At 69.6% G+C, this 22600-nt stretch carries 25 protein-coding genes; 9 read left to right on the top strand and 16 right to left on the bottom strand.

The features are described from left to right. Positions 1-46 precede the first annotated feature (46 nt). The 5 genes from FKR81_RS23800 to FKR81_RS23785 form a co-directional block, all read right to left on the bottom strand. The gene (locus FKR81_RS23800; protein WP_235921727.1) at positions 47-928 is read right to left on the bottom strand and encodes an acyltransferase; all 882 of its coding nucleotides are present in this window, start codon (positions 926-928) and stop codon (positions 47-49) included. Positions 929-960: 32 nt separating this feature from the next. After that, positions 961-1329, bottom strand: coding sequence for a hypothetical protein (locus tag FKR81_RS45150; protein WP_235921726.1), 369 nt, complete (start codon positions 1327-1329; stop codon positions 961-963). Continuing rightward, positions 1326-2483: a cytochrome P450 family protein gene (locus FKR81_RS23795; protein ID WP_235921737.1), complete on the bottom strand. Its 1158-nt coding sequence runs from the start codon at positions 2481-2483 to the stop codon at positions 1326-1328. Before FKR81_RS23795 ends, FKR81_RS45150 begins: the two co-directional genes overlap by 4 nt. A gap of 289 nt (positions 2484-2772) precedes the next feature. Beyond that, complete coding sequence (locus FKR81_RS23790) at positions 2773-2964, bottom strand: adenylyltransferase/cytidyltransferase family protein (RefSeq protein WP_146354520.1); 192 nt, start codon at positions 2962-2964, stop codon at positions 2773-2775. 30 nt (positions 2965-2994) lie between these two features. Continuing rightward, positions 2995-3753 (bottom strand): M15 family metallopeptidase, encoded by a 759-nt coding sequence (locus tag FKR81_RS23785; protein ID WP_146354518.1) that lies wholly within the window; start codon positions 3751-3753, stop codon positions 2995-2997. A gap of 240 nt (positions 3754-3993) precedes the next feature. Between FKR81_RS23785 and rox the strand changes: the two genes are divergently transcribed. Both rox and FKR81_RS43700 read left to right on the top strand, forming a co-directional pair. Beyond that, positions 3994-5421, top strand: a complete 1428-nt coding sequence (rox, locus tag FKR81_RS23780; RefSeq protein WP_146354516.1) for a rifampin monooxygenase — start codon at positions 3994-3996, stop codon at positions 5419-5421. A 274-nt stretch (positions 5422-5695) separates the two neighbouring features. Further along, a complete protein-coding gene (locus FKR81_RS43700; protein ID WP_186763137.1) occupies positions 5696-5836 on the top strand; it encodes a hypothetical protein in 141 nt (46 codons plus the stop codon). Here the strand turns inward: FKR81_RS43700 and FKR81_RS23775 are convergent. Together FKR81_RS23775 and FKR81_RS23770 are read right to left on the bottom strand one after the other, a co-directional pair. After that, entirely contained in the window at positions 5833-6369 is a 537-nt protein-coding gene (locus FKR81_RS23775) for an RICIN domain-containing protein (RefSeq protein ID WP_222598381.1), read from the bottom strand. The genes FKR81_RS43700 and FKR81_RS23775 overlap by 4 nt on opposite strands. Then, positions 6362-6856 carry an RICIN domain-containing protein gene (locus FKR81_RS23770; protein WP_146354512.1) on the bottom strand — a complete coding sequence of 165 codons (495 nt, stop codon included), beginning with the start codon at positions 6854-6856 and terminating at the stop codon, positions 6362-6364. Before FKR81_RS23770 ends, FKR81_RS23775 begins: the two co-directional genes overlap by 8 nt. Before the next feature lie 159 nt (positions 6857-7015). Here FKR81_RS23770 and FKR81_RS23765 point away from each other — a divergent pair, with 159 nt between their 5' ends. Further along, the gene (locus FKR81_RS23765; RefSeq protein ID WP_146354510.1) at positions 7016-9628 is read left to right on the top strand and encodes an ATP-binding protein; all 2613 of its coding nucleotides are present in this window, start codon (positions 7016-7018) and stop codon (positions 9626-9628) included. Between the two features lie 107 nt (positions 9629-9735). Further along, the gene (locus FKR81_RS23760; RefSeq protein ID WP_146354508.1) at positions 9736-10638 is read left to right on the top strand and encodes an ATP-grasp domain-containing protein; all 903 of its coding nucleotides are present in this window, start codon (positions 9736-9738) and stop codon (positions 10636-10638) included. Here the strand turns inward: FKR81_RS23760 and FKR81_RS23755 are convergent. Further along, complete coding sequence (locus tag FKR81_RS23755) at positions 10635-11201, bottom strand: TetR/AcrR family transcriptional regulator (protein ID WP_146354506.1); 567 nt, start codon at positions 11199-11201, stop codon at positions 10635-10637. The genes FKR81_RS23760 and FKR81_RS23755 overlap by 4 nt on opposite strands. 63 nt (positions 11202-11264) lie before the next feature. Between FKR81_RS23755 and FKR81_RS23750 the strand changes: the two genes are divergently transcribed. Beyond that, positions 11265-11762: an FBP domain-containing protein gene (locus tag FKR81_RS23750; RefSeq protein ID WP_146354504.1), complete on the top strand. Its 498-nt coding sequence runs from the start codon at positions 11265-11267 to the stop codon at positions 11760-11762. Here the strand turns inward: FKR81_RS23750 and FKR81_RS23745 are convergent. Continuing rightward, complete coding sequence (locus tag FKR81_RS23745) at positions 11746-14388, bottom strand: P-loop NTPase fold protein (protein ID WP_146354502.1); 2643 nt, start codon at positions 14386-14388, stop codon at positions 11746-11748. The two genes, FKR81_RS23750 and FKR81_RS23745, sit on opposite strands and share 17 nt — an antisense overlap. Positions 14389-14442: 54 nt before the next feature. On the opposite strand from FKR81_RS23745, the gene FKR81_RS43695 reads away from it, so the two are divergent. Beyond that, a complete protein-coding gene (locus FKR81_RS43695) occupies positions 14443-14601 on the top strand; it encodes a hypothetical protein (protein WP_186763135.1) in 159 nt (52 codons plus the stop codon). Here FKR81_RS43695 and FKR81_RS23740 read toward each other — a convergent pair. The 5 genes from FKR81_RS23740 to FKR81_RS23720 all read right to left on the bottom strand — a co-directional run bounded on the left by FKR81_RS23740 (position 14598) and on the right by FKR81_RS23720 (position 17741). Beyond that, entirely contained in the window at positions 14598-15548 is a 951-nt protein-coding gene (locus FKR81_RS23740) for an NAD(P)-dependent alcohol dehydrogenase (RefSeq protein WP_146354500.1), read from the bottom strand. The two genes, FKR81_RS43695 and FKR81_RS23740, sit on opposite strands and share 4 nt — an antisense overlap. A 2-nt stretch (positions 15549-15550) precedes the next feature. After that, on the bottom strand, positions 15551-15772 hold the full coding sequence (locus FKR81_RS23735) for a helix-turn-helix transcriptional regulator (protein WP_146354498.1): 222 nt from the start codon (positions 15770-15772) through the stop codon (positions 15551-15553). Continuing rightward, positions 15766-16182: a hypothetical protein gene (locus FKR81_RS23730; RefSeq protein ID WP_146354496.1), complete on the bottom strand. Its 417-nt coding sequence runs from the start codon at positions 16180-16182 to the stop codon at positions 15766-15768. The genes FKR81_RS23735 and FKR81_RS23730 overlap by 7 nt, the downstream gene beginning before the upstream one ends. Before the next feature lie 67 nt (positions 16183-16249). Then, positions 16250-17008, bottom strand: a complete 759-nt coding sequence (locus tag FKR81_RS23725; protein WP_235921725.1) for an alpha/beta fold hydrolase — start codon at positions 17006-17008, stop codon at positions 16250-16252. A gap of 4 nt (positions 17009-17012) precedes the next feature. Continuing rightward, complete coding sequence (locus FKR81_RS23720) at positions 17013-17741, bottom strand: PIG-L deacetylase family protein (protein ID WP_146354494.1); 729 nt, start codon at positions 17739-17741, stop codon at positions 17013-17015. Positions 17742-17766: 25 nt separating this feature from the next. Here FKR81_RS23720 and FKR81_RS23715 point away from each other — a divergent pair, with 25 nt between their 5' ends. Beyond that, complete coding sequence (locus FKR81_RS23715) at positions 17767-18336, top strand: TIGR03086 family metal-binding protein (protein WP_146354492.1); 570 nt, start codon at positions 17767-17769, stop codon at positions 18334-18336. Here FKR81_RS23715 and FKR81_RS23710 read toward each other — a convergent pair. Beyond that, positions 18292-18810 carry a DUF2087 domain-containing protein gene (locus tag FKR81_RS23710; RefSeq protein ID WP_146354490.1) on the bottom strand — a complete coding sequence of 173 codons (519 nt, stop codon included), beginning with the start codon at positions 18808-18810 and terminating at the stop codon, positions 18292-18294. The two genes, FKR81_RS23715 and FKR81_RS23710, sit on opposite strands and share 45 nt — an antisense overlap. Positions 18811-18925: 115 nt before the next feature. Here FKR81_RS23710 and FKR81_RS23705 point away from each other — a divergent pair, with 115 nt between their 5' ends. Both FKR81_RS23705 and FKR81_RS23700 read left to right on the top strand, forming a co-directional pair. Further along, positions 18926-19327: a VOC family protein gene (locus FKR81_RS23705; RefSeq protein ID WP_146354488.1), complete on the top strand. Its 402-nt coding sequence runs from the start codon at positions 18926-18928 to the stop codon at positions 19325-19327. A gap of 5 nt (positions 19328-19332) precedes the next feature. Next, on the top strand, positions 19333-19743 hold the full coding sequence (locus FKR81_RS23700; protein ID WP_235921736.1) for a YciI family protein: 411 nt from the start codon (positions 19333-19335) through the stop codon (positions 19741-19743). Positions 19744-19781: 38 nt separating this feature from the next. Here FKR81_RS23700 and FKR81_RS45145 read toward each other — a convergent pair whose 3' ends face one another. Beyond that, positions 19782-22070: a S8 family serine peptidase gene (locus FKR81_RS45145; RefSeq protein ID WP_146354484.1), complete on the bottom strand. Its 2289-nt coding sequence runs from the start codon at positions 22068-22070 to the stop codon at positions 19782-19784. Between the last annotated feature and the right edge of the window lie 530 nt (positions 22071-22600).

The following is a 22600-nucleotide window of genomic DNA, read 5'->3' as shown; positions in this document are numbered from 1 at the left end:
CAGCAGGAGCGTGTCGTGGGAGTGTGGCCCGGCAGCGGGACGAGCGTCAGCGCGCCTGAACGCTCGCCGAGCAGGCCCGCAGCCGGTCGGCGAACTGCGCTGGGACGCCCAGTGTCCACAGGTACCCGGAGTTGCCGAACGCCTTGGTCAGCACTCCCACCCAGGGAACCTCGAAGCACGTAGGGCCCGGAACAGGACAAGACAGGACAGGTGGACGCCCGTCGAACGTCAGGTCGTACAGGTCGAAGCTGCACCAGTTGCTGACCAGCAGCGGGCGATGGGCGGGATCCAGGCCGCGGAACATGACCCGGTGCAGCTGGGACTCGTCGCAGGCTTCGAGATAGGCGCGGTCGGCACGCAGGTTCAGCGGCGAGCGGCTGAGGTTCTCCACCGTGTCCCGCACGGTGCCCGCCAGCAGTTCGGGCCGGGCTCCCGGCCCGCCGGGCACCTCCACGATGGCGATCGTGTTGCCGATCACGGATGGCGGGATGCCCAGCCGCGGCCGGATGTTCACGACCAGGTTGAGGAACCTGGTGTCCGTGCCGCCCTCGATCTGGTGCAGGGTGTCCACGAGGTGTGCGCACAGCACGTCGTTCACCGTCAATGAGCGGCCCTGCGCCGCACTGAACTTCTCCCTCATGCGGCTCACCTCGGTCTCGCCGAAGTGGAGCTGGACGACCTCGGTGGTCTGCATCGCACGCTGGAGTTCGGCGAACATCGCAGCGGCGTCGTCCGCATCCAGCATCCGGTAGCTCGGCTGTCCGCTGTCCAGCGGCGGAAGCATCCTGTCGAGATACGCGTCCCGGTCTTCGACGATGGTCACCTCGGGTGGCGCGGTCCCGTCGACGAACGCGGACCAGGAACGCATCAGCAGCATGAAGCTGTGCATGTCGCCCACCACGTGGTGCAGCGAGCAGCCGAGCACCATGCCACCGCAGGCCAGCCTGGTGACCCGGATCTTCAGCAGCGGACCGTTCCCTGGCGAGTGGCGTCCGTGTCGATGTGGTCGATGAGACCCGAGTCCAGCCGAGCGGCGGTCCGCATCGCCTGATCCAGGGTCATGTCGCTGTCGCGGAAGGACATCGACGCGCCGTCGTCCGAGCAGACGATGTCCAGTGCCTTGCCGCGTTTGCGGAACCGGCCCGCGTAGAGCGGAACGTGGTCGAGCGCGAGTGCCAGGCCGGCTGTCAGGCCGGCCTCGTCCACCGCGTGGTCGAAGAAGAACGCCATCGCCACTGCGCGATCACCGGTGATGGACTCGACCAGCCCGCAGCGGACCACGGTCCCCGATGCCCTGCCCGCGCGGACCGGGCCTCCGGAACGGCTCACTGCCCGGCCGCCGCGGACACGGGCACGCTGGTGGGGCAGCGCAGGTGCACCGGTAGTGCCTCGAGCGTGCGCATGATTCCGCGCTCGACCCACGTGAGCTGATCGGAGTGGATCGCGAGGCGCGCGTCGGGAAAACGACCGATCAACTCACCGATGGCGATTTCCGCCTCCAGTCTGGCCAGATGCACCCCGAGACAGCGGTGGATTCCGTGACCGAAGGAGAGGTGCTGATTGTCTTCGCGGCGGACGTCGAACTCGCCGGGTGCGACGAACCTGGTCTCGTCGCGATTGGCGTCGTCCAGGGAGCAGATCACGATCTCGCCCGCCGGGATCGTGGTTCCCGCGATGGTGACCGGCTCGGTCGTGAGCCGGAAACCGGAAATGCTCAAGGGCGGCGAAACCCGGAGGACTTCTTCGACGGCCGAGGAGATCAACGCAGGCTCGGCGCGCAGCATTTCGAGTTGGGTGGGATGCGTGAGCAGCAGTGCGAGTGCCTTGGCGATCAGCTGAGCGGTAGCGGTCTGCCCGGCGATCAGCAGGATGAACACCGTCGAGGCGAGTTCGTCGTCGGCGGCCTGGTCGGCCGTGTCGAACGACGACACCAGTTGGGAGACCAGGTCGTCTCCTGGTGCAGCGCGCTTGCGTGCGACGAGTTCGTAGCAGTAGCCGAGCAGCGACCGGGTCGCGTCCAGCAGTGAGTCGCTGACGACCAGCAGTTCTTTGACGAACGTGTCGCTCCACGACCGGACGTTCTCGAGGTCCTGCGCGGCGATGCCGACGATCTCGGCCAGCACCCGTACCGAAACCTGGCTCGCGTACATCTCGACCAGGTCGACATCTCGGCGGCCGTCCAGCGCGTCGATGATCTCGTCGACGATGCCGCTCACGAGGGGCCGGAGCGTGGCGATCTTCCGCCCGGTGAATGCCGGGGCCAGCCGCTTGCGGCGTTTCGTGTGCTCGGGCGGGTCGGAGTTCAGCATGTCCATGGCGATCAGGGACTTGATCTCCGCAGGCAGGGACGCCAGCGGATCCATCGCGCCCATTCGCGTGGTGTCGTTGGACAGGCGCGGGTCGGTAAAGGCGCTGCGCGCCTCCGCGTAACCCTTGACCATCCACACCTGACGCCCGTCCGGCAAAGTGGTCTTGTGCACCACGTCCGTCAAGATTGCCTCCACACGCTGCCTTGGTAGTGGCCAGAACTATGTCGGCAATGTACGAGCGCCGCTACTGGCCGAAAGTCGCGGAAAAAACTCGATGCCCTGTTAGCTATCGGCCAGATCCGTGCACTGCGGCTTGTCATTTCAATTGCGCGTCTCAATTGCGCGTCACGCGCTTCGAACGGGCGCTATCGCTGGGCCGTCGCCGCGATGAGGGTCGAGGAGATGTACGCCTGCGCGGGACTGGTCGGGACGAAGAGCGTTTCGAGGCCGCTCAGGCGACGGTTCATCTGAGCCATCGGCAACTGGTCATGTCGGCCAGCAGGGCCAGTCGTTCGGCGAGCGGGAGGCGGCCGGTCTTCTTCGGGTTGGTCAGCACGCACATGACGACTTCGTCGAACATGCCCGCGGCCCGGCGCGCCACGTCGAGGTGGCCCTGCGTGGCCGGGTCGAAGGAGCCGGGGAATACGGCGCGCATCGCTTGATGCTAACGATCGGCGGTGACCGGTCAGATGGAGTGGCGGGACACCGGGAAGTCGAAGTAGGTGTCCGGGAACGGCTCGCCGTTCAGCGTGAAGTGCCACCACTCCTCGGGCAGGTTGCGGAACCCGTGCTGCTGCATGGTCGTCTTCAGCAGCTGCCGGTTCTCCCGTGCCTGCCCGGTCACCCGCGGGTCGTCGGTGTGCGAGAGCGTGTCGAAGCAGTCGTACCCGGTCGCCATGTCGACCGTGTTGTCCGGGAACCTGGTGGGCGCGAAGCACGGCACCAGCCGCTCCCCCGGCACGTACGGCCGCTGGAACCGGGCGGGCAGCTTCACGATCGTCAGGTCGACCGTCGATCCCCTGCTGTGCCCGGACTTCTCCGCGATGTAGCCGTCCTCGAACAACCGCGTCTTGTCCACCTGCGGGTAGAACTCGGTCTTCATCCGCTGGTCGGCCAGATCCTTCGCCCATCGCACGAAGTGGTCGACCGCGCGCTGCGGGCGGTAGCAGTCGTAGACCTTCAGCGTGTAGCCGCGCTTGAGCATCTCGCGCTGCACGCCGCGCAACGCCACCGCGGCCTGCTTGGTCACGATGCAGAGCGGCGCCCGGTAGCCGTCGATCCGACTGCCCACGAAGTTGTGCGCGGTGTAGTACCGCATGTCGTGGACGATCGTCGGATCCACGTCCCGCAACGCGACGAACCCGGTGGGCGAGGCCTGGGCGGCCGCCGGAGCCGTCAGCACGATCGAGAGCAGCACAGTCATCAAGGCGCGCACGGCGTTCATCTAACAGGCCTGGTGGACCGTGCCGAAGGGGTTGCACCGGTCAGCGGAACGAACACCGCAAGAACAATGGCAAGGAGAATTGCTCTCCTTGCCCACTTCAACATATAGCGCACCGGGGGTCTTGCGGCAAGACCCGTGTCGTGCTGCAGAATCTGCGGCCGAAGCCAGCACCTGCGGAAACAGGGGATTCACGACGTACGCGTGCTGGCTGGAAACACAACTCGGCACAGTGGGGGTTTCGTGATTGACGTGATCGTTGCCGGCGGCGGACCAACCGGCATGATGCTGGCCGGCGAACTGCGGCTGCACGGCGTGCACGTGGTCGTGCTGGAGAAGGACACCGAACCGACCAAGGTCGTCCGCTCGCTCGGCCTGCACGCGCGCAGCGTCGAGGTGATGGACCAGCGCGGTCTGCTGGAGCGGTTCCTCGCGGTCGGCACGCGGCACCCGGTCGGTGGCTTCTTCGCCGGCATCACCAAGCCGGCGCCGGACCGGCTGGACACCGCGCATCCGTACACCCTCGGCATCCCGCAGCCCATCACCGATCGCCTGCTGACCGAGCACGCCGTCGAACTGGGCGCCGAGATCCGGCGCGGCTGCGAAGTGGTCGGGCTGAACCAGGACGACGACGGGGTGACCGTCGAGCTGGCCGACGGCACGCAGCTGCGTGCGCGCTACCTCGTCGGCTGCGACGGCGGCCGCAGCACCGTGCGCAAGTTGCTCGGCGTGGACTTCGCCGGCGAGCCGTCCAAGGTCGACACGCTGCTGGGCGAGATGGAGCTGACCGCGTCGCCGGAGACGGTGACCGCGGTGAACACCGAAGTCCGCAAGACCCAGATCCGGTTCGGCGCCGGGCACCTCGGCAACGGGCTGTACCGCGTCGTCGTGCCCGCCGACGGGGTGGCCGAGGACCGCGCCGTCCCGCCGACCCTCGAGGAGGTCAAGAAGCAGCTGATGGCGACCGCGGGCACCGACTTCGGCGTGCACTCACCGCGCTGGCTCTCCCGGTTCGGCGACGCCACCCGGCTGGCCGAGCGCTACCGGACCGGCCGGGTGCTGCTGGCGGGCGACGCGGCGCACATCCACCCGCCGATGGGCGGGCAGGGCCTCAACCTCGGCGTCCAGGACGCGTTCAACCTCGGCTGGAAGCTCGCCGCCGAGGTCGACGGCTGGGCGCCGGAGGGGCTGCTGGACACCTACGAGGTCGAACGGCGCCCGGTCGCCGCCGACGTGCTGGACAACACCCGCGCGCAGATGCTGCTGGCCTCGCTCGATCCGAATGCTCAGGCGGTGCGCAGGTTGCTGACGGAACTGATGGACTTCGACGAGGTGAACCGGCACGTGATCGAGAAGATCATCGCGATCGGGATTCGCTACGACTTCGGTGACGGGCATGAGCTGCTCGGCAAGCGGCTGCGGGACGTGACGCTGAAGCGGGGACGCCTCTACGAGCTGACGCGCGGCGGCCGCGGGCTGCTGCTCGACCAGACCGGCCGCCTCTCGGTGGCGGGCTGGGCGGACCGCGTCGACCACGTCGTCGACGTCAGCGAGGAGCTCGACGTGCCCGCGGTGCTGCTGCGGCCGGACGGCCACGTGGCGTGGGCCGGTGAAGATCAGCAGGAGCTGCTCGGTCACCTGCCCCGGTGGTTCGGCGCCGCGGCCGGCTGAGGGCGCACGGGCTGCGCGAGTTCCAGCCGTCTTCGGGGTTGGTGGTCCTCCGGTGGCAACGCATGACGTGGTCCTCTCGGCCGGACGGCTGCTGGTCTGCCGCCGACTGTCCACGTGGTTGCCTCGCCCCAGGCAGATCCCGACCGAACCCGAATGCGGGTGATGGTGGATCGCCAGCCTCAAAACCATGGCGGCGGCGCAGCAGCTGGTTGACCCCTTCGCCGCGCGCAGGACCGGCCACCGCAGGGTCCGGCGGGCGCTGCGTCACGGGTGCGTGGACGGAGAAGCCCCAGCCATCCCGGCGATCTGCGTGATCGCCGGGATGGCCGGGGTGGGCAAGACCGGGCTCGCCGGCCACGCCCCGGAGGAGACCGCCCACATCGCCCAGCGCTGCGCACGCGCACATCGCCGCTAGAACAGGCGGGAGATCCATATCTTTTGCGCGCTGGTGTTGTTGCAGCGATGGATCCACATCGCGAGCCCGTCGGTCTCCTGACTGAAAGGAACGTCGAGGCAGAGGCTCTTGGTCCCGGAAACCCGCGAGAACAACGGCGGGAAGTCCTCCGGGCCGGGGTCCGGTCCTTCTTCCCAGTTCTCGTTGCTGATGCCGTTGCACGGCCACTGATCGACCGGAGTTTCGCGCGCGGCTGCCCCGTGCGCATTGAGGCACAGTCCACTGTGGATGTTGACGAAGTGGACGACGTTGCCGCTGACGGGTGCCCTCATCCAATGCTGGGCGGTGTTGTTGCGGTCGCACCGCGTCTGGACGATCCGTGTCCCCTGCAGGGTGTTGCCGCCCTCCGGCTGCAGGCACTGGAAGCCGCCACCAATCACGCGGATCTGAAAGGGGCCTGTCGTCGCGGCGGTCGCCGGCGTTGCGGCGATCACCGCTGCGAAGCTGGTGATCAACAACATGACCAGCGTGACGATCTGACGTCTTCTACCCATTGGGGCGGCTCCAGAGCTGTGACAGGTTGCCGTCGCAGAAGCGCAGCTCCATCGGCAGGCCGTCATCGGGTCCCGGCGAGGCGATGCAGTGGCTTCGGGTGCCCGCGACCAGCGAGGCCAACAGGTTGTTGCCGAGACCGAAGCTCCAGTTCTCGTTGCTGATGTCGTTGCACACCCACTGGATGATCGGTGTTCCGTTGGTGGCCCCACCGAAGGCGTCCATGCAGAACTGGCTCGCCCTGTTCACCAGGTGGACACCCCTGCGCTCGAACTTGACCGTCCACTGCTGAGCGCGGGTGCCGTTGCAGGTCATCTGAATGACCTCAGCTCCCTGGTTGAGAGAGGCCGGCTGCAGACACTTGCCGCTCTGGTTGCTCACGAGCTTGACGATGGCGTCTTCGGCCTGTGCCGGCGGCGAGACCGCTAGAGCAGCAGAGGTTGCCACAGCCGCTGCGAACAGCAGACTGGTAGATCGCCGACTTCGCATCTCAAATTCCTTCCGACGGGTGCTCGTCCTTGTGACGTTCCATCTCGTTCCAGCTCCCCCTGTGTCGGCCGACTGCCGGTCTGCTGTCGACTGTCCAGCTCTGGTGGATCACGCCGAACGATCCCGAACGAATCCGAATGTGATCGCTAGCCTTGCCGGATGGGGCAGCAGCCGGGCGAGGCGTTCGCGGCGCTACCCGATCCAGGACAGGCAGGCACCCTCGACGGCCTGGTCGAGCGGTTGCGGTCGTTGAAGGTCTGGGCGGGTGACCCGTCGTACGAGCGCATCACGGACCGCGTCAACGCGGCCTGGACCGCGATGGGCAGGCCCGCCGGTGAACTGGCGGGCAAGACGACCGTGGTCGACTGCTTCCGCCGCGGCCGGCGGCGGTTGAACGCCGAGCTGGTCGTGGCGGTGGTGCAGGCGTTGCACCCGGACGTGGGCTACGTGACGCAGTGGCGCCAGGCGCTGCAGGTGATCACCGGGTGGGGCGAGGCGGCGGCGCAGGTTCGTGCGCAGGACCGGCTGCCGCGAGGGCTGGCAGGGTTCACCGGCCGGTCCGCCGAGCTGGACCGGCTCCGGCGGGCACTGCGCGACGGGTGCGTGGACGACGGAGTCCCGGCGATCTGCTCGATCGCCGGGATGGCCGGGGTGGGCAAGACCGAGCTCGCCGTCCACGCCGGGCACCTGCTCGCCGCGGAGGGGCTGGTCGAGCGGGTGCTGTTCGTGAACCTGCGGGGATTCCACCCCGATCCGGCCCAACCGCCCGCGGACCCAGCTGCCGTGCTCGACGGGTTCCTGCGGCTGCTCGGGATGCCCGGCCAGCAGATCCCGCACGACCTGACCGCCAGATCAGCCGCCTACCGCGAACGGCTGGCAGGCACCCGCACCCTGGTGGTGCTGGACAACGCCGCCGACGCCGACCAGGTCCGCCCGCTGCTGACCGAAACGCCCGGCTGTCCGGTGCTGGTCACCAGCCGACGCAGTCTCACGAGCCTCGGTACCGCCACCCACCTGGACGTGTTCACTCCCGGCGAGGCGATCGCGCTCCTCACCGAAGCCGCGCCGCACGTTCCCGTCGGCCCCGACCCGGAGGCGACCGCCCGCATCGCACACCGCTGCGGCCACTTGCCTCTCGCGCTCGGGCTGGTCAGCGCGCACATCCGCGCGAGGTCCGGCTGGACGCTGACCGACCACGCCGATCGGCTCGACGAGCGTCACCACGACCGGCGCCTGGACTCCGGTGTGGAGCTCGCACTCGACCTGTCCTACCGGCAGCTGCCCGCCGACCGGCAACGGCTGCTGCGTCTGGCCGGGCTGCACCCCGGTCACGACCTCGATGCCCACGCCGCCGCGGCGCTGGCCGACATCGACCTGCCCACCGCCGAGGCCCACCTGCACGACCTGCACCGCGACCACCTGCTGCAGCAGAACGCCCCCGGCCGGTACACGTTCCACGACCTGGTCCGCGCCTACGCCACCGGCCGGGCCACCGACGAGGACCCGGCACCGCAACGCCGTGCCGCACTGACCCGCCTGTTCGACTCCTACCTCGCCACGTCCGCGACCGCGATGGACACCCTGTACCCGGCCGAAGCCCACCGTCGGCCCCGCCTCCCCCCGCCCGCCAACCCCGTGCCGGACCTGGCCGCCCCGGACACTGCCCGCGTGTGGCTGGACACTGAACGCCCCACCCTGGTCGCCGTCGCCGCTCACACCGCCACCCACGGCTGGCCCACCCACACCACCCGACTCTCGGCCATCCTGTTCCGCTACCTCATCGGCGGGCACTTCACCGACGCCCTGGCCGTTCACGGGCACGCCCACCACGCCGCCCAGCAATCCGGTGACCGGGCCGGACAAGGCCACGCCTTGAACGGCGTCGGCACCACCCACATGGTGATGGGCCGGTACGGGCCGGCCTGCGAGTACCTCGGGCAGGCACGAGACCTGTTCCGGCAGGCAGGCGACTCGGTCGGTGAGGCTCGCGCCCTGAACAACCTCGGCGTCGTCGAGATGTGGTTGGGCCGCTACCGGCCGGCCGCCGACCACCTCGACGAGGCGCTGCCCCTGTTCCGGCAGGCAGGCGACCGCACCGGCGAAGCCAACACCCTGGGCAACCTCGGCACCGTCGAGGAGCGGCTGGGCCGCTACCACTCGGCGGTCGACCACAAAGGACGGGCCCTGGCCCTGTGCCTGTTGGCCGGCGACCGGGCCGGCGAGGCCAACGCCCTGAGCGGCCTCGGCTACGTCGAGGTGCGGCTGGGCAGGCACGGTCCGGCCACCGACCACCTCCACCAGGCCCTGACCCTGTACCGGCAGGCAGGCAACCGCGCCGGCGAAGCCAGGGCGCTGGACAGCCTCGGCGCCCTCCGCCTCCTCCTCGACCAACCTGCCGAAGCGGCCGGGCACTACCAGCGGGCCCTGGCCATCTTCCGCGAGATCGGCGAACGCCAGGGCGAAGCCTGGCCGCTCAACGGCCTCGGCGAAGCAGCTCACACCGCTGGACGCCCTGCCGACGCCCTCATCCACCACACCGACGCCCACACCATCGCCACCGACATCGGCGCACTCGACCAGCAGGCCCGCGCCCACGCCGGCCTCGGCCACGCCCACCACACCCTCGGTAACCACGTGCAGGCCCGTCGGCACTACCAGCACGCCCTGACCCTCTACACCGAGCTCGGCATGCCCGACGCGGACCAGATCCGCGCCCACCTCGAACGTCCCGTCTTCGGGGAGCAGGCCGTTGACCCCTCGGACGTCATTTGAGCACTGCTTTCTCTGCTACGTTCGGATTTCACGAGTGCCTCCTGATGCCGCGGGTTAGTCGGCCTAGAGACGAGAACTGAATAGTGGATGCACGCGAGATTGTGCTGATGACCGATCACAGCTCGACGGAAGGCAGTCGGGCAACCCTGGTCACCGCGGTCGAGACGCTGACCGGACGCCCGCCCGTGCAGATGGACGCGCGGCACTTCATGACCGGCGGGATCGGCAGGGTGAACACCGCGGACGGAGCGCTCCGCCTGGAGGCGGGCGACGTCGTCGTGACTCCGTCGGTCGTCCTCATCTACGAGATTCCACCTGGCAAGCGGCGTGACTTCGAGGCGTTCCAGCGGCTGCTGGAACAGCACGGGGTGAACTCGCTCGGCCTCGACGCGGACGCGTCGCGGACAGCCACCGAGAAGAACCTCACGGTCGACCAGTTCGTGCTCGACAACGTGCCGCACATGGAGACCATCAGCCTGTCCCGGCCCACCGCGGAACTGGCCGCTGACTCGTTCGACGAACTGGGCGGCGACGTCTGGGCGCGCCCGGTGGTGGGCATGGGCGGTGACGACGTCTTCCACGTCACCAGCCACGAGCAGCTGCGGGACGCGGCCGACTACTACGCCACCTCCGAGCTGGACTGGTTGATCGCGCGGGATGCGAACAACGTGAACCACGGCGGGCTGCGGCACCAGTACCGAGTGGTGGTGCTGGAGGGCCGCGTGGTGCGGGCCTGCGAGCACGTGCAGGCGAATCCGGACGCGCCCTGCAACGAGATCCAGGGCGCGGTCTCGACCGTGCTCGACATCGACGACCTGCCCGCGGGGCTCGGTCAGCTGGCCGTGAGCGCCACGAAGTCCCTGGGGCTGGCGTTCGGCGGTGTCGACCTCGCCCTCGAGAACGGTGGCGTCGTGTTCGAGGTCAACGTGCACCCCGCGTTCGGCTCGGACGGCGGCCTGGAGACGGTCGCGATTCCTTACGTGGAAGCACATCTCGCGATGCTGAGCTAGTCGGGCCAGTTCCTCAGTGCGGTGTCGACGGCGTCGAGTGCCCGCGACCAGGACGCGTCGACACCGCGGGGATGGCCGTGGAACGCACCGGCCCTCTCCAGGCTCACGTACCCGTGGAAAGTGCTGTGCATGAACCGGACCGCGTCGGTCTCGTGCGGCTCCCCCAGGCCGTAGCCGCGCAGGACCGCCCGCGTCAGCTCGGCGTGCCTGCCCGCGGCGCTCGTGGCCGCGACGTCGGGGTCGAGTGCCATCTGGGTCGCGGTGTACTGGCCCGGATGGCGCTTCGCGTAGTCGCGGTAGGCGCTCGCGAACGCCACCAGCGCGTCCTTCCCGGCCCGGCCGGCCAGTGCGGACGCGACCAGGTCGGCGAGCTCCGCGAGTGCCAGCACCGCGACCCGTGTCCGCAGGTCGTGGGCGTTGCGGATGTGCGAGTACAGGCTCGCGTCCTTGACGCCGAACCTGCGTGCGAGCGCCGACACGGTCACGTTCTCGAAGCCGACCTCGTCGGCCATCTCCGCCGCCGCCCTGGTCAAGCGGTCAGCCGTCAGCCCCGCGCGTGCCATCTGCCGTCCCTAGGGATGTTATTCATTTGCCTAGACCCTCTAGGCAACTTTAGCGTCGCTGCCGTGAGACCAGCTACCGAACGCGACATCCGGGCATCGTTCGTCAACTGCACGAAGGGCGAGGCGAAGCGCCTCGCCGTGCCCAGGGACCTGGCCGAGCGACCGTGGGACGACCTGGACTTCCTCGGCTGGCGCGACCCCGCCGCACCGGACCGCGCCTACTTGGTGACCGAGTCCGGCGACGGTTTCGTCGGCGTCGCCCTGCGCCGTGCCGCCAACGCGGGCCGCGCGCGGCGCAGCATGTGCTCGCTGTGCCTGACCACGCACTCGGGCGACGGCGTCTCGCTGATGACCGCGCGCAAGGCGGGCAAGTCCGGGCAGCTCGGCAACTCCGTCGGCGCCTACCTCTGCGCCGACCTGGCGTGCTCGCTCTACCTGCGCGGCAAGAAGGACGCCGGGCCGGGCGGGCGGCTCCACGAGTCGATCACGCTGGAGGAGAAGGTCGAACGGGCCGTCGGCAACCTGATGGGGTTCCTGGCCAGGGTCACCAAAACGGCGTGACCTGGTCGACCGCTCTGCGCGCGAGGCCCGGATCCACCGAGAGCAGGGACCGGGCCTTCGCCAGCTGCTTGAGCGGGGCGTCGTCGTTGCGCAGGAGTTCGACCCACTCCCCCAGCCGTTCGCTGAACACGTCCAGCACCGCTGCCGCGTAGTGCAGGTGCGCGCAGCACTGAGCCACGAGGAGGCCGAGGTCGTCCTCGACGTCCGGCGCCTTGCCGCAGTGGTCGGTGAGCGCGGCCGACGTCATCGGCAGGTCCGCGGCGTCCGCGATCCAGCCGAGCACCTCACCGGCGTCGGCACGGCCGCTGGCCTGCGCCAACTGCCCCTGCGCGACGGCGCGGACGTCTTGGCGGACCAGTTCGGCCGCGAGCAAGGGCAACGCGGTCACCTCATGAGCGTTCCGCTCGTCGTACAGGGCGCGGACGATCCGGCCGAGGTCGCGCGGCAGCCCGCCGGACAGGCAGTGGCAGAACCACACGAACGGCTCCGGCAGCCGGATCACCTGCTGCACCAGCAACGCCCGCGTGTCGGCCAGCGAGAACCGGTCCACCTCGACGACGGCGTCGAACGCCGTGTCGAATGTGGTCCGCACCGCCAGTGCCCGGCGCGAGAACGAGGTCAGCGCGTCCTCGGACACCGACACGAGGAAGTACGAGTGCCGCACCCGGAAGATCGCCTTGATGTCGTTGAGGAACTTCTCCGCCTGCTCCGGTGTGCCGATCTTGTCGAGCTCGTCGATGCAGATGACGACGCGGGCGTCCTTGCTGCGCAGGCTCAGGCCGACCTGTTCGAGGAAGGTCCGGAAGTCGTCGACGAGCTCCGGGTAGGTCTTGAGGATCTCCGCCCGCTGCCGCGCCTTCGACGCTCCGAGGTCGCCGAGCGGTGTCTTCGCCGAGCCGGTGCGGGTGACCGTCTGGGTCTCGAGGTACCGCAGCGTGCGCAGGTGGCCCCTGGCCATCTCCTCGATCGGCGAGTCCCGCAGCGTTGGCCTCTCCGCGCCCCACCAGACGAATCCGGCCAAGGCCGTGAACATGCCGAACACGAAGACGAGCCCCAGCACGTGCGCCCCGGCCCACGTCGCCGCCTCGACGACTGGAGCCCAGAAGAAGGTGATGGCGCCGGTTGCGAGGCCCAGCAGCACCATCATCCCCGGCCAGTTGATCCGTCGCATGATGCCGATCTTGGGCGGCGGCTGGTGGGGCAGCACGACCTCGCACAACCGAGCGAACAGATGCGTCAGGAACTCGCGCGCGTCGTAGCTGGTCGGCGCAGGCACGATGAGCCCCAGGTCGGAGGGGTTGGCCCGAAGTTCGCTCAGCACCCGCAGGACGGTGCTCTTGCCGACACCACGCGGCCCGCTCAGCCCGATCGCCGCGCTCGGCATCGACGTCATCACGCGGCCGAGCCGCGCACTGGTCTCCGTGGGCACGAACTGGGTCAGTTCGGTGATGTCGCCCAGCTTCTCCACGGACGCGGGCGGCAGATCCGTGCCGTAGGAGCGCTGCACGTACTTGCCGATCTTGGCACTCACGATCCGCAGCACGGCGACCTCGAACATCGCCCGGAGCCACTCGTCGTGGCTGCGCACCGCCTCGTCGTGTTGTCTGTCGGTGTCCCTTGGCCAGGCGGCCGGGTCGTTCGACCGCAGCCACCGGTCCCGCTTCAGCAGGGGCCCCACGACGAGCCGGCCGACCAGCGCCACGGCCGACAGCACGGCGAAGGCCGCGGAGCTCGACGGCCACCGCGTGTCCGCAGGCAGCAACAGCGCCACGGTGGCCGCTGCCGCACTCGCGGCGAGCAGGATCGGTGCGGCGGAACGGACACCGGCCGACCACCGGAGGCTGCCCGGCGCCGCCGTGGCGCCCACCGTCAGTGCCGGCAGCACCACGGCGGCGATCGGTGTCACCAGGTGCGCGCCGGGCACCCTGACGGTCAGCAGCATGAGTCCGGAGACACCCGCGCAGTAGAAGATCAACCACTTGAGCCACGGCGCCAGGAACACGGCGATCGGCTCGAGCCCGATGTACGCCCTCTTCGCTCGCACGAACTGCGCGTGAGGCAACGACGTCGCGCGGGCGATGTCCGCCGCCTCCCGCTCGACCTCCGCCTCGATCTCAGCGCGCAGTTGCTTCTTCTCGTCCTCGCTGAGCCCGGCGTTCTGCACCTGAGGCTGCTGCAGCGCCATGTCCGCCAGCCTGTGCCGCTGCTCGACGACCTCCTTCCCCTCGGGCTCGGCGACCGGCTGCGGCGGCAGGGTCAACCAGCCGAGCAGGGGGTTGAACGCGGACGCGATCGCGACGGCACTGATGACCGTGATCGCGACGGCGACCTCCGGCTGCGGTAGCTGCACGCGGAGGACGACCAGTGCTCCCGTCGTCGCCAGCCCGGACAGGACGGCTCGCAGTCCCGTCGACCCCAGCAGGATCATCAGGAAGGACCGGTCGTGGCGCAGCTCCACCCGCAGCACCAGTGCGCCCAGTGGCACCGCGAACGCCAGTGCTCCCAGCGCGCTGCGGATGACGACCGGTGTCGGGATCCCGCCCCACGCGAAGAGCGCGAGCGCGACTTCGACGTAGATGACACCGGCCCGGATCACCACGGCACGCCAGAAGTCACGAGTGAGCACATGGTGTGTTCGTCAGCAGGGGTCGATTCGTTCCAGCGGGCCTACCATCGGTGCATGGGCACCCACGTCCTCGAACTGACGAACGAGGAGGTCACCCTCCTCCGTCACGCGCTGCGCCACTACCTGTCGGAGTTCGGCCACGACGAGGCCGACGTACTCCGCGCCACGAAGAAGCTGATCGCCAGACTGCCGGAGCCGACGCCGGCCCCCTAGACCGTGACGACGACCTTGCCGCGAGCGCGGCCTTCCTGGGCGTAGCGAATCGCCTCGGGGGCCTCGCCCAGCGGGAACGTGCGGTCCACGACCGGCGTGATCTTGCCGGCGGCCGCGAGTGAGGACAGCTCCTCCAGGTCCGGCTGGCGTTCGGCGGAGAACAGCCCGACCAGCCGCTGACCGATGAACGGCGACCACAGGGCGGCGCGCAGCAGGCGTTCCGTGCCGCCGAGCAGCCGGCCGCCCTTCTCGCCGCCGACGATGACGAGCGTGCCGCGTGGCGTCAGGAACTTCCGGAGCACCCGCAACGTCCGGTTGCCGGCGATGTCGAACACCACGTCGTAGGTGCCGGTGATGCCGTGACGCGTGTAGTCGATGACGTCGACCGCGCCCAGCGACCGGACCAGGTCTGCTTTGGACGTGCTGCACACGCCGGTGACCTCGGCGCCGCGCGCCACCGCGAGCTGCGTGATGAACGTGCCGACGCCGCCGCCCGCGCCGATCACCAGCACCCGCTGGCCGGACGGGGCCGCGCGGAGTGCGTGCAGTGCCGTGAGGCCGGAGATGGGGAGCGCGGCGGCCTGTTCGAACGTCAGGTTCTCCGGCAGCGGCACGAGCTTGGCGGCGCGAGCACGGGCGTACTCGGCGTAGGTGCCCTCGCCGATGCCGAACACCTGGTCGCCCGGCGCGAAGCGGGTGACACCGGCCCCGACCGACTCGACGACACCGGCGACCTCGCGGCCGCGGACCGGGTTGGACGGCGCGCGCAGGCCGAGTGCGAGGCGCAGCAGCAGCGGCAGGCCGGTCATCAGGTGCCACACGCCCGCGTCGACACCGGCGGCGCGCACCTGGACGATCACCTCGTCGTCACCGGCCACGGGTCTGTCCACGTCACGCAACTGGAGGACGTCGGCTGTGCCGTAGACGTCCTGGACGATCGCTTTCATCTTCATTCCTCCGTCGGGTACTGGAAAACGTCGTCCAGCGGGACGCCGAACACGTGCGCGATCTGGAAGGCCATCTCCAGCGAGGGCGAGTAGCGGCCCTGTTCGATGGCGATGACGGTCTGCCGGGTGACACCGATCCGCTCGGCCAGGCCGGCCTGGGTCATCTCGCCCGCCGCGAACCGCAGTGCGCGGATCGAGTTCGTCACCTTCGTCGGCTTCACCACTGGAAGCCCCGGTGGTAGGCGACGAGCTTGGCCACGCCGCCGACCAGCGCGGACAGGAAGAACGCCAGGTAGATGGCGTTGGCGATCCAGAAGTGGTCGAACTCGGCCATGGCCATGCCGAGTGCGGCCACCGCGCCGATGACGACGAACGCGTGGCCGACGTACTCGCCGAACCGGTAGATCTCGCGGTCGCGCTGGTCCTTCTCGTCCTTGAAGAAGATCGCCAGCGCGATGCTCAGGACGATCGTCACGAGGATTCCCGCGCCGAGCGTCCACAGCATCGGCGCCACGTAGGACACCGATGCGAGCGCGGTGTTCTGCGCTCTGCCGAGGATGACCATGAGGTACACGGCGTACGTGAGGACCGCGAGCACGGTCGCGATCCACGTGCGCTTCTGTTCGAACGCCATCGGTTGAATGTAAAGGAGCGCTGACATCGTGTCAAAGATTCTTGACACGCCGAACCATGAGGCCAGGTCAGTGCGCCAAGAACCGCCGCAGCACGCGGTTGAACTCCTCCGGCTGATCCAGGTTGATCATGTGCCCCGCGCCGGTGACCACCTTCTTGTGCGCGTTCGGCGCCGCTCCCGCGACCAGGTCCGCCACGGTGTGGATGTCGGACGAGTCGAGGTCTCCCACGAGCACCAGGGTGCGGGCGGTCAGCTCGGCGACCCGGTCGATCGCGCCGAGCTCCCTGAGCAGCCCCAGCCACCGGGCACCGTGCCGGGTGATCGTGTCGCTCATGGCCGCGTGGCACGGCTCCCGCACGGCGGGGTCGACCTCGTCCGGCGTGCGCTGAGGACCGTCGACCCACATCCGCAGGAAGCACTCGACGACCGACTCGATGTCGGTGGCCTCGCTCAGCTTCTTCATGTACGACAGCACGAACGGGTCGCGGAACGTCATGCCGCTGATCCCGGTACCGGCCAGCACGATCTTGGCGACCCGGTGCGGGTGGGCGATGGCGAAGTCGATGGACGTGCGGCCGCCCTGCGACAGGCCGACCAGCGAGGCCCGCGCGACGCCGAGGTGGTCGAGCAACTCCAAGAGATCCTCGTAGTGCGAGAACGGCTCGGTGGGTGTCGGCGACAGGCCGTGGCCGCGCGCGTCGAACGTGATCACCTGGTGGGTCGGGGCGAGCAGCTCCACCTGGGCGTCCCACATGCTGCTGTTGAGCAGGCCGCCGTGCAGCAGCACAACCGGATCACCCTCGCCGCGGACCGTGTGGTTCAGCACCCCGTCAGCCTCTCAGCACGAACCACTCGCGGCCCAGCAAGATTCCGAACAGCGGCACCGGCAGCTTCACCAGCACCCGCATGATCGTCGCCGGACGGCCGTTGCCGGACACCTGCGAGTGGTGCACAGCCAGCGCCGCCTGCTTCTGCCGGGCGAACCGCCGCACGTCGAACCGGTGGGTGATCGCCGAGCGCGGGCTGTAGACGACGACGTCCGGGTCGTAGCGCACCGGGATCCTGAGCAGCCGCACCAGCCGCTGCACCCGCACCAGTGGCTCGCGCGGCATCGTCGCCTCCAGCACCCGGACACCGGCCAGCTCGCCGGCGCGCGCGCCGACCTCGTGCACGCGGACGTGGTCGCGGTGGCCGTATCCGCCGTTGGCGTCGTAGCTGAGCAGCACGGACGCCTGTTCCTCGCGCAGGATCTCGGCCAGGCGCGACGCGGCCTCGTCGACGGAAGCTCGGGCGAACCGGGTGCGGTCGGGCGGATCGGGGTAGAGGATCGGCCCGTGCCCGCTGTCCGCGTAACCGAGGTGCACGACCCGGTGCACGCCGAGGATCGCCGCGCTCGCGCGGAGCTCGTCCATGCGGCGCGGCTCGCTCGGGCCCATGATGCCGTCGGTGGCCACCACGATCACCACGCGGTGACCGTCGGCGGACGCGCGGGCGAGCGTGCCGCCCGTCATCAGCACCTCGTCGTCGGGATGGGCGTGGAAAGCGACGATGGTCGTCATCGATCCACTACTACCAGGAGGAGCCGTGGGCGAGATCGCTGAGCGGTACCGCAGGCACGCGGACGCGTTCGAGCGGAAGGTCGCGGCCGTGCAACCGGACCAGTGGGACAACCCGTCGCCGTGCGCGCGGTGGTCGGCGAAGGACGTCGTCGACCACATCATCGCGATGCACGGCTACATGCTGCCCGCCGGGCACTCGCTCAGCCCGGCGCCGGACGACCCGCTGAGCAGGTTCCGGTCGGCGCGCGCGGACGTCGAGGCGGTGCTCGGATCCGAGCTGGCGCACGAGGAGAGCGACACCCCGGCCGGCCGGATGACCGTCGCCGACCACATCGACCAGGTCGTCAGCGACGACATGGTGCTGCACGGCTGGGATCTCGCCCGCGCCACCGGCCAGGACGACACCATGGACCCGGTCGACGTCGAACGGCTGTGGGCGGCCACGTCGAAGATCCCGCCCGAGCTGATGGAGAAGTGCCGGACGCCGGGCGCGTTCGGACCCGGTGTCGAGGTCTACGGCCCCGAGGTGGAGGTGCCCGGTGACGCGTCGCTACAGGACCGGCTGCTGGGTCTCATCGGCCGCGACCCGGCCTAGCCGGTACACGCCGTCCGCGCGGGTCAGCAGGCGCAGGTCGACCAGGTACCGGCGGACGGTCACGTGGTCGATCTCGCCGCCGTCGCACCACGCCCGGAGCGCCTCGTTGACCTCGGGCTCGGTGTACGCGACGTCCGGCGAGAACGCCCGCGACACCACGTGTGCCAGCACCACCCGGCGCCGCTCGAACGACACGGGCAGGGTGACCAGCCGGTCACCGGCGACGAACGGGTGCAGCGGGCCCGCGGGAGCAGCAGGCTCGCGCTCGATGAGCTCCTTGAAGTCGCGCACGGCCAGGCCGTCGACGATCAGCTCACCGGCCATGAGCTTCTGCAGCGCCGTGGCGACCTCGCGTGCCGAGAGCCCGGTCGCGGCGGCCACGTCCGCGGGTGTGCGTGCGCCCAGTGCGACGGCGGCGAACACGCGGAGGCGGGCGGGTTCGGCGAGCAGCCGGACGACGGAGGCTGAGGTCATGCACCGCAGGATGGCAACACCCGGTGGCCGTTACAAATTGTTTATAGAGTCCTGTCGAATCGCGGCCCGGCCGTTCGACGCGTTGGTGAGCACCTGACTGCGAAAGGACGATGCGATGGACTGGACACTCGAGGTCATGGTGGTACCGGTGTCCGATCTGGACCGCGCGAAGCACTTCTACGCCGACCAGCTCGGGTTCACCCTCGACCACGACACCACCATCAGCGACGAGATGCGCGTGGTGCAGCTGACGCCGCCCGGCTCCGGCTGCTCGATCGTCATCGGCACCGGGATCATCAAGAACACGCCCGGCTCGCTGAAGGGCGTCCAGCTCGTGGTGTCCGATCTGGACAAGGCTCGCGCACAGCTGCTGGAACGCGGCGTCGAGGTCAGCGAGATCCAGGTGTTCAACGACATGGACGGTGGCCGGTTCGTCTACTTCGACGACCCGGACGGCAACAGCTGGGCTGTGCAGGAGATCCGTGCCCGTGCGACCGGTGGGGAGTGGAAGCAGTGAAGTACATGCTGATCACGTACGGCGGCAACCAGGAGGACTGGGAAGGTCTGGCCGCCTGGACCGACGAGGACATGCTGCGCATGATCAAGTACATGCGCGACCTGAACGACGAGCTGGCCGCCTCCGGTGAGCTGCTGCAGAGCGAGGGGCTCAGCGGTCCCGCGCGGGCGTTCGTCGTGACGGCCGACGGCGACCAGCCGATCGTCAAGGACGGGCCGTACGCCGAGTCCAAGGAGGTCATCGCCGGCTACTGGGTGGTCGACGTGGAGAGCGAGGCGCGGCTGCTGGAGATCGCGCGCAAGTGCTCGGCGACACCCGGTCCCGGCGGGCGGATCCTCAACCAGCCGGTCGAGGTGCACCCGATCATGGGCGCGCCGGACGTGGACCCGGAAACCCTGGCGCCGTACCAGAAATGAGGCTCGTGGGGGCCACCTCGACGGTGGCCCCCACGGCTCTACTTCAGCCCGTAGGCTCGGATGATCGTCTGGTCGACGGTGTTGCCCGACGCGTCACGCGCCTGCGCCTTCAGCGACACGAACTTCGCGTCCTTCGGATGCTTCACGGTGACGAGCCAGCGGTCGCCGATCCGCACGAGATGCGCGGGCTGCCACTTCGCGCCGTCGTCGTAGGACACCTGCACGACCGGTGCCTTGACGTCGGTGACCTGGTCGGAACCGTTGCGCTGCACGTACATCGGGAACGTGAACGCGTTGCCGGCCCGCGCGCGGTTCTCGATGTCGAGCGTCGGCGCGAACCGCACGGCCAGCAGCGGCAGCACCGCGCGCTGGTCCCCCGCCGCGTGACCGGACGTGAAGCCCCAGTCCGCGGTGATCTTCGTGGACAGCTCCGAGATGCCGTCGCGGGCCGCCTCGGCGTGCAGGCGGTACGCGGTCCGCTCCGCGGGCACCGGGGTGTAGATGTAGCCCTGGTAAGGGGATTCGGACACCACGGTGTCGCCCCGGTACAGCACCGTGCGCGCACGGCTGATCTTCGACGTGCCGAAGTGCGTGGCGCTCTGGTCGGCGAACATCGGCAGGCTGATGCTGATCTGGTCACCGCCGCGCCCCGCCCACCGGTCCAGCCGGAGCGGGAACTTCGGGAACGCGGGCCCGAACACGGCCTGGTTCCACCGCTCGGTGACCGGCCTGCCGAGCTTGAACGACCGGGGCGTCGCGGACTGCTGGCTGGTCAGCGGCGGGAACGGCTCGCCGTTGTCGAGCTCCAGCACCGAGCCGTACCACGGGGTGTTGGGCGTGTAGAACTCCTTGATCTTCAACGGCACCGCGCCGCGGGCGACACCGTCGCGCTCGGCCGTCGCGCCCTTCGTGTGCGACGCGACCTCCGAGTGCACGACCGCCAGAGACCGGTCGGACACCTTGCGCACCAGGCCCTTCGGCACCGTGCTGTCGTGCTGGAAGGTCAGGTGGTAGAGGTACGGGCTGCCGGCGAACCCGCCGCTGCCGTCCGGCTCGGCCAGCACCGCGGACTGCCCGTAGGTGAACGCGCCCGGCGCGGACGTGGTCGCGGGCCGCACGAGGAAGCCCTCGAAGTCCCTCAGGTACATGCTGAGGCCGGTGTCGCCCCACTTCAGCCTCATGCCGAACTGGAGGTCGGCCGAGCCGATCTTCGCGTTCGGCTGCTCCGTGGTGAAGCCCGGTTGCTCGCCGACGCGCGCATCGTTGACGAACGACGAGTTCCCGGAGACCTCGAACGCGGGCTCGACGATCTGCGTCAGCCCCCGCCTGCCGGTCGTCTGGACGTAGGCCTCGTAGTAGTACTCGCCCTTCGGGATGCGCTGCGTGAGCGTGCCCGACGGGTCGTACCGCAGGAACGCCTTGGGCTGGGCGTGCGAGACGAACCGGTAGAAGTACTGGTCGGTGGGCTTGCCGTCGAAGTCGAGGAAGCTGAGGTTCACGTCGTAGCTCTCGACCTCCTTGGTGAAGCCGATCGGCGTGCGCACGGCCGTGGTGCCGTCGGACGCGACGAGCGCGCCGCTGTACCGGCCGTCCGGTGACTCGACCGAGGTCCTGACGGTGAGCTTCGCCGACGCCTCACCACCCGCGGGCACGGTGATCGTGCTGGGCTCGACCGTCGCGATGCCCGCGACCGCGGGCTTTCCCGACTGGTCGGTCAGCGCGGTGGTCAGTGCGAACGTGACCGGGGTGGCGCCGGTGTTGCGGTAGGTCACCGTCTTCTCGATCGGCGCGTCGTCGTGGTGCGGCCACAACGCCGTGCCGAGGCTGAGCGACCCGGCCGACGGCGTCACCCGCAGCGTCGTGGCGCGGGCGACGTCCACCCGGCCCGCGCCCTGCTGGTACGCGGTGAGCGTGTCGTTCGGCTTGGAGCTGGCCATCAGCGCGGACTTGAGCTGTTCCGGCGTCCAGTCCGGGTGCTGCGCGGCCAGGATCGCCGCCGCGCCTGCCACGTGCGGGGTGGCCATGGACGTGCCGGACGCCGCGAAGTGCGTCTCCCCCGGCTTGCCCGCGCTCGAGTTCGCCGCGCGGGCCGCGACGATGCCGACGCCCGGTGCGGTGATGTCCGGTTTGATCGCGCCGTTCACCCAGCGCGGGCCGCGCGAGGAGAACTCGGCGAGCCCGTCCTGCCGGTCCACCGCGCCCACGGTGAGCGCGCTGTCCGCGGCCGCGGGACTGCCGATCGACTCGTCGCTCGGACCCGAGTTGCCCGCCGCGACGACGAACAACGTGCCGTGCTGCGCGGTGAGCCGGTTGACGGCCTGCGACATACGCGGTCGTCGGTTCCGGACGGGCTGTTGCTGAAGTCCTTCGCCTCGACGACGGAACCCGCGAGGTCGGGGTGCGTGGCGTCGATGCCGGTGTCGAGCACCGCGACCACCGCGTCCTTGCCGGTGTGCCCGGAGTCCCACGCCTGCGGTGCGCCGATCTGCGGCACGCTCTTGTCGAGCGACGCCGTCACCCTGCCATCCAGCCAGATCCGCTGGTCTCCCGCGGCCCGCGGTCCGGCGAGGAAGTTCGCGCCCTTGTCCGCCTTCACCGCGACGGCGCCGATGCTGCTCAACGCCACGCCCTGCGCCGTGACGCCGCCCTGGACGATCAGCGGGGTCACCGGGCTGGACGCGTCGTCGTACCCGGAGCGCAGGAGCTCCGTGACGTCGAACAGCCGCGGGTCGAGCCGTTTCGCCGACAGCAGCGGCTGCACGTCGGTGGGCACGACGTGCAGGTCGCCTCGCTCGTCGGTGTACTGCCGGAACGCCACGTGCTCTCGGCCGTCGCCGGGCCTGATGCGCGCGCGGCC

Origin of the sequence: Lentzea tibetensis, from assembly GCF_007845675.1 — a bacterium.
Taxonomy (GTDB): Bacteria; Actinomycetota; Actinomycetes; order Mycobacteriales; family Pseudonocardiaceae; genus Lentzea; species Lentzea tibetensis.
The sequence above is the reverse complement of the archived record's forward strand: the minus strand, read 5'-3'. Positions and strand labels throughout refer to the sequence as shown.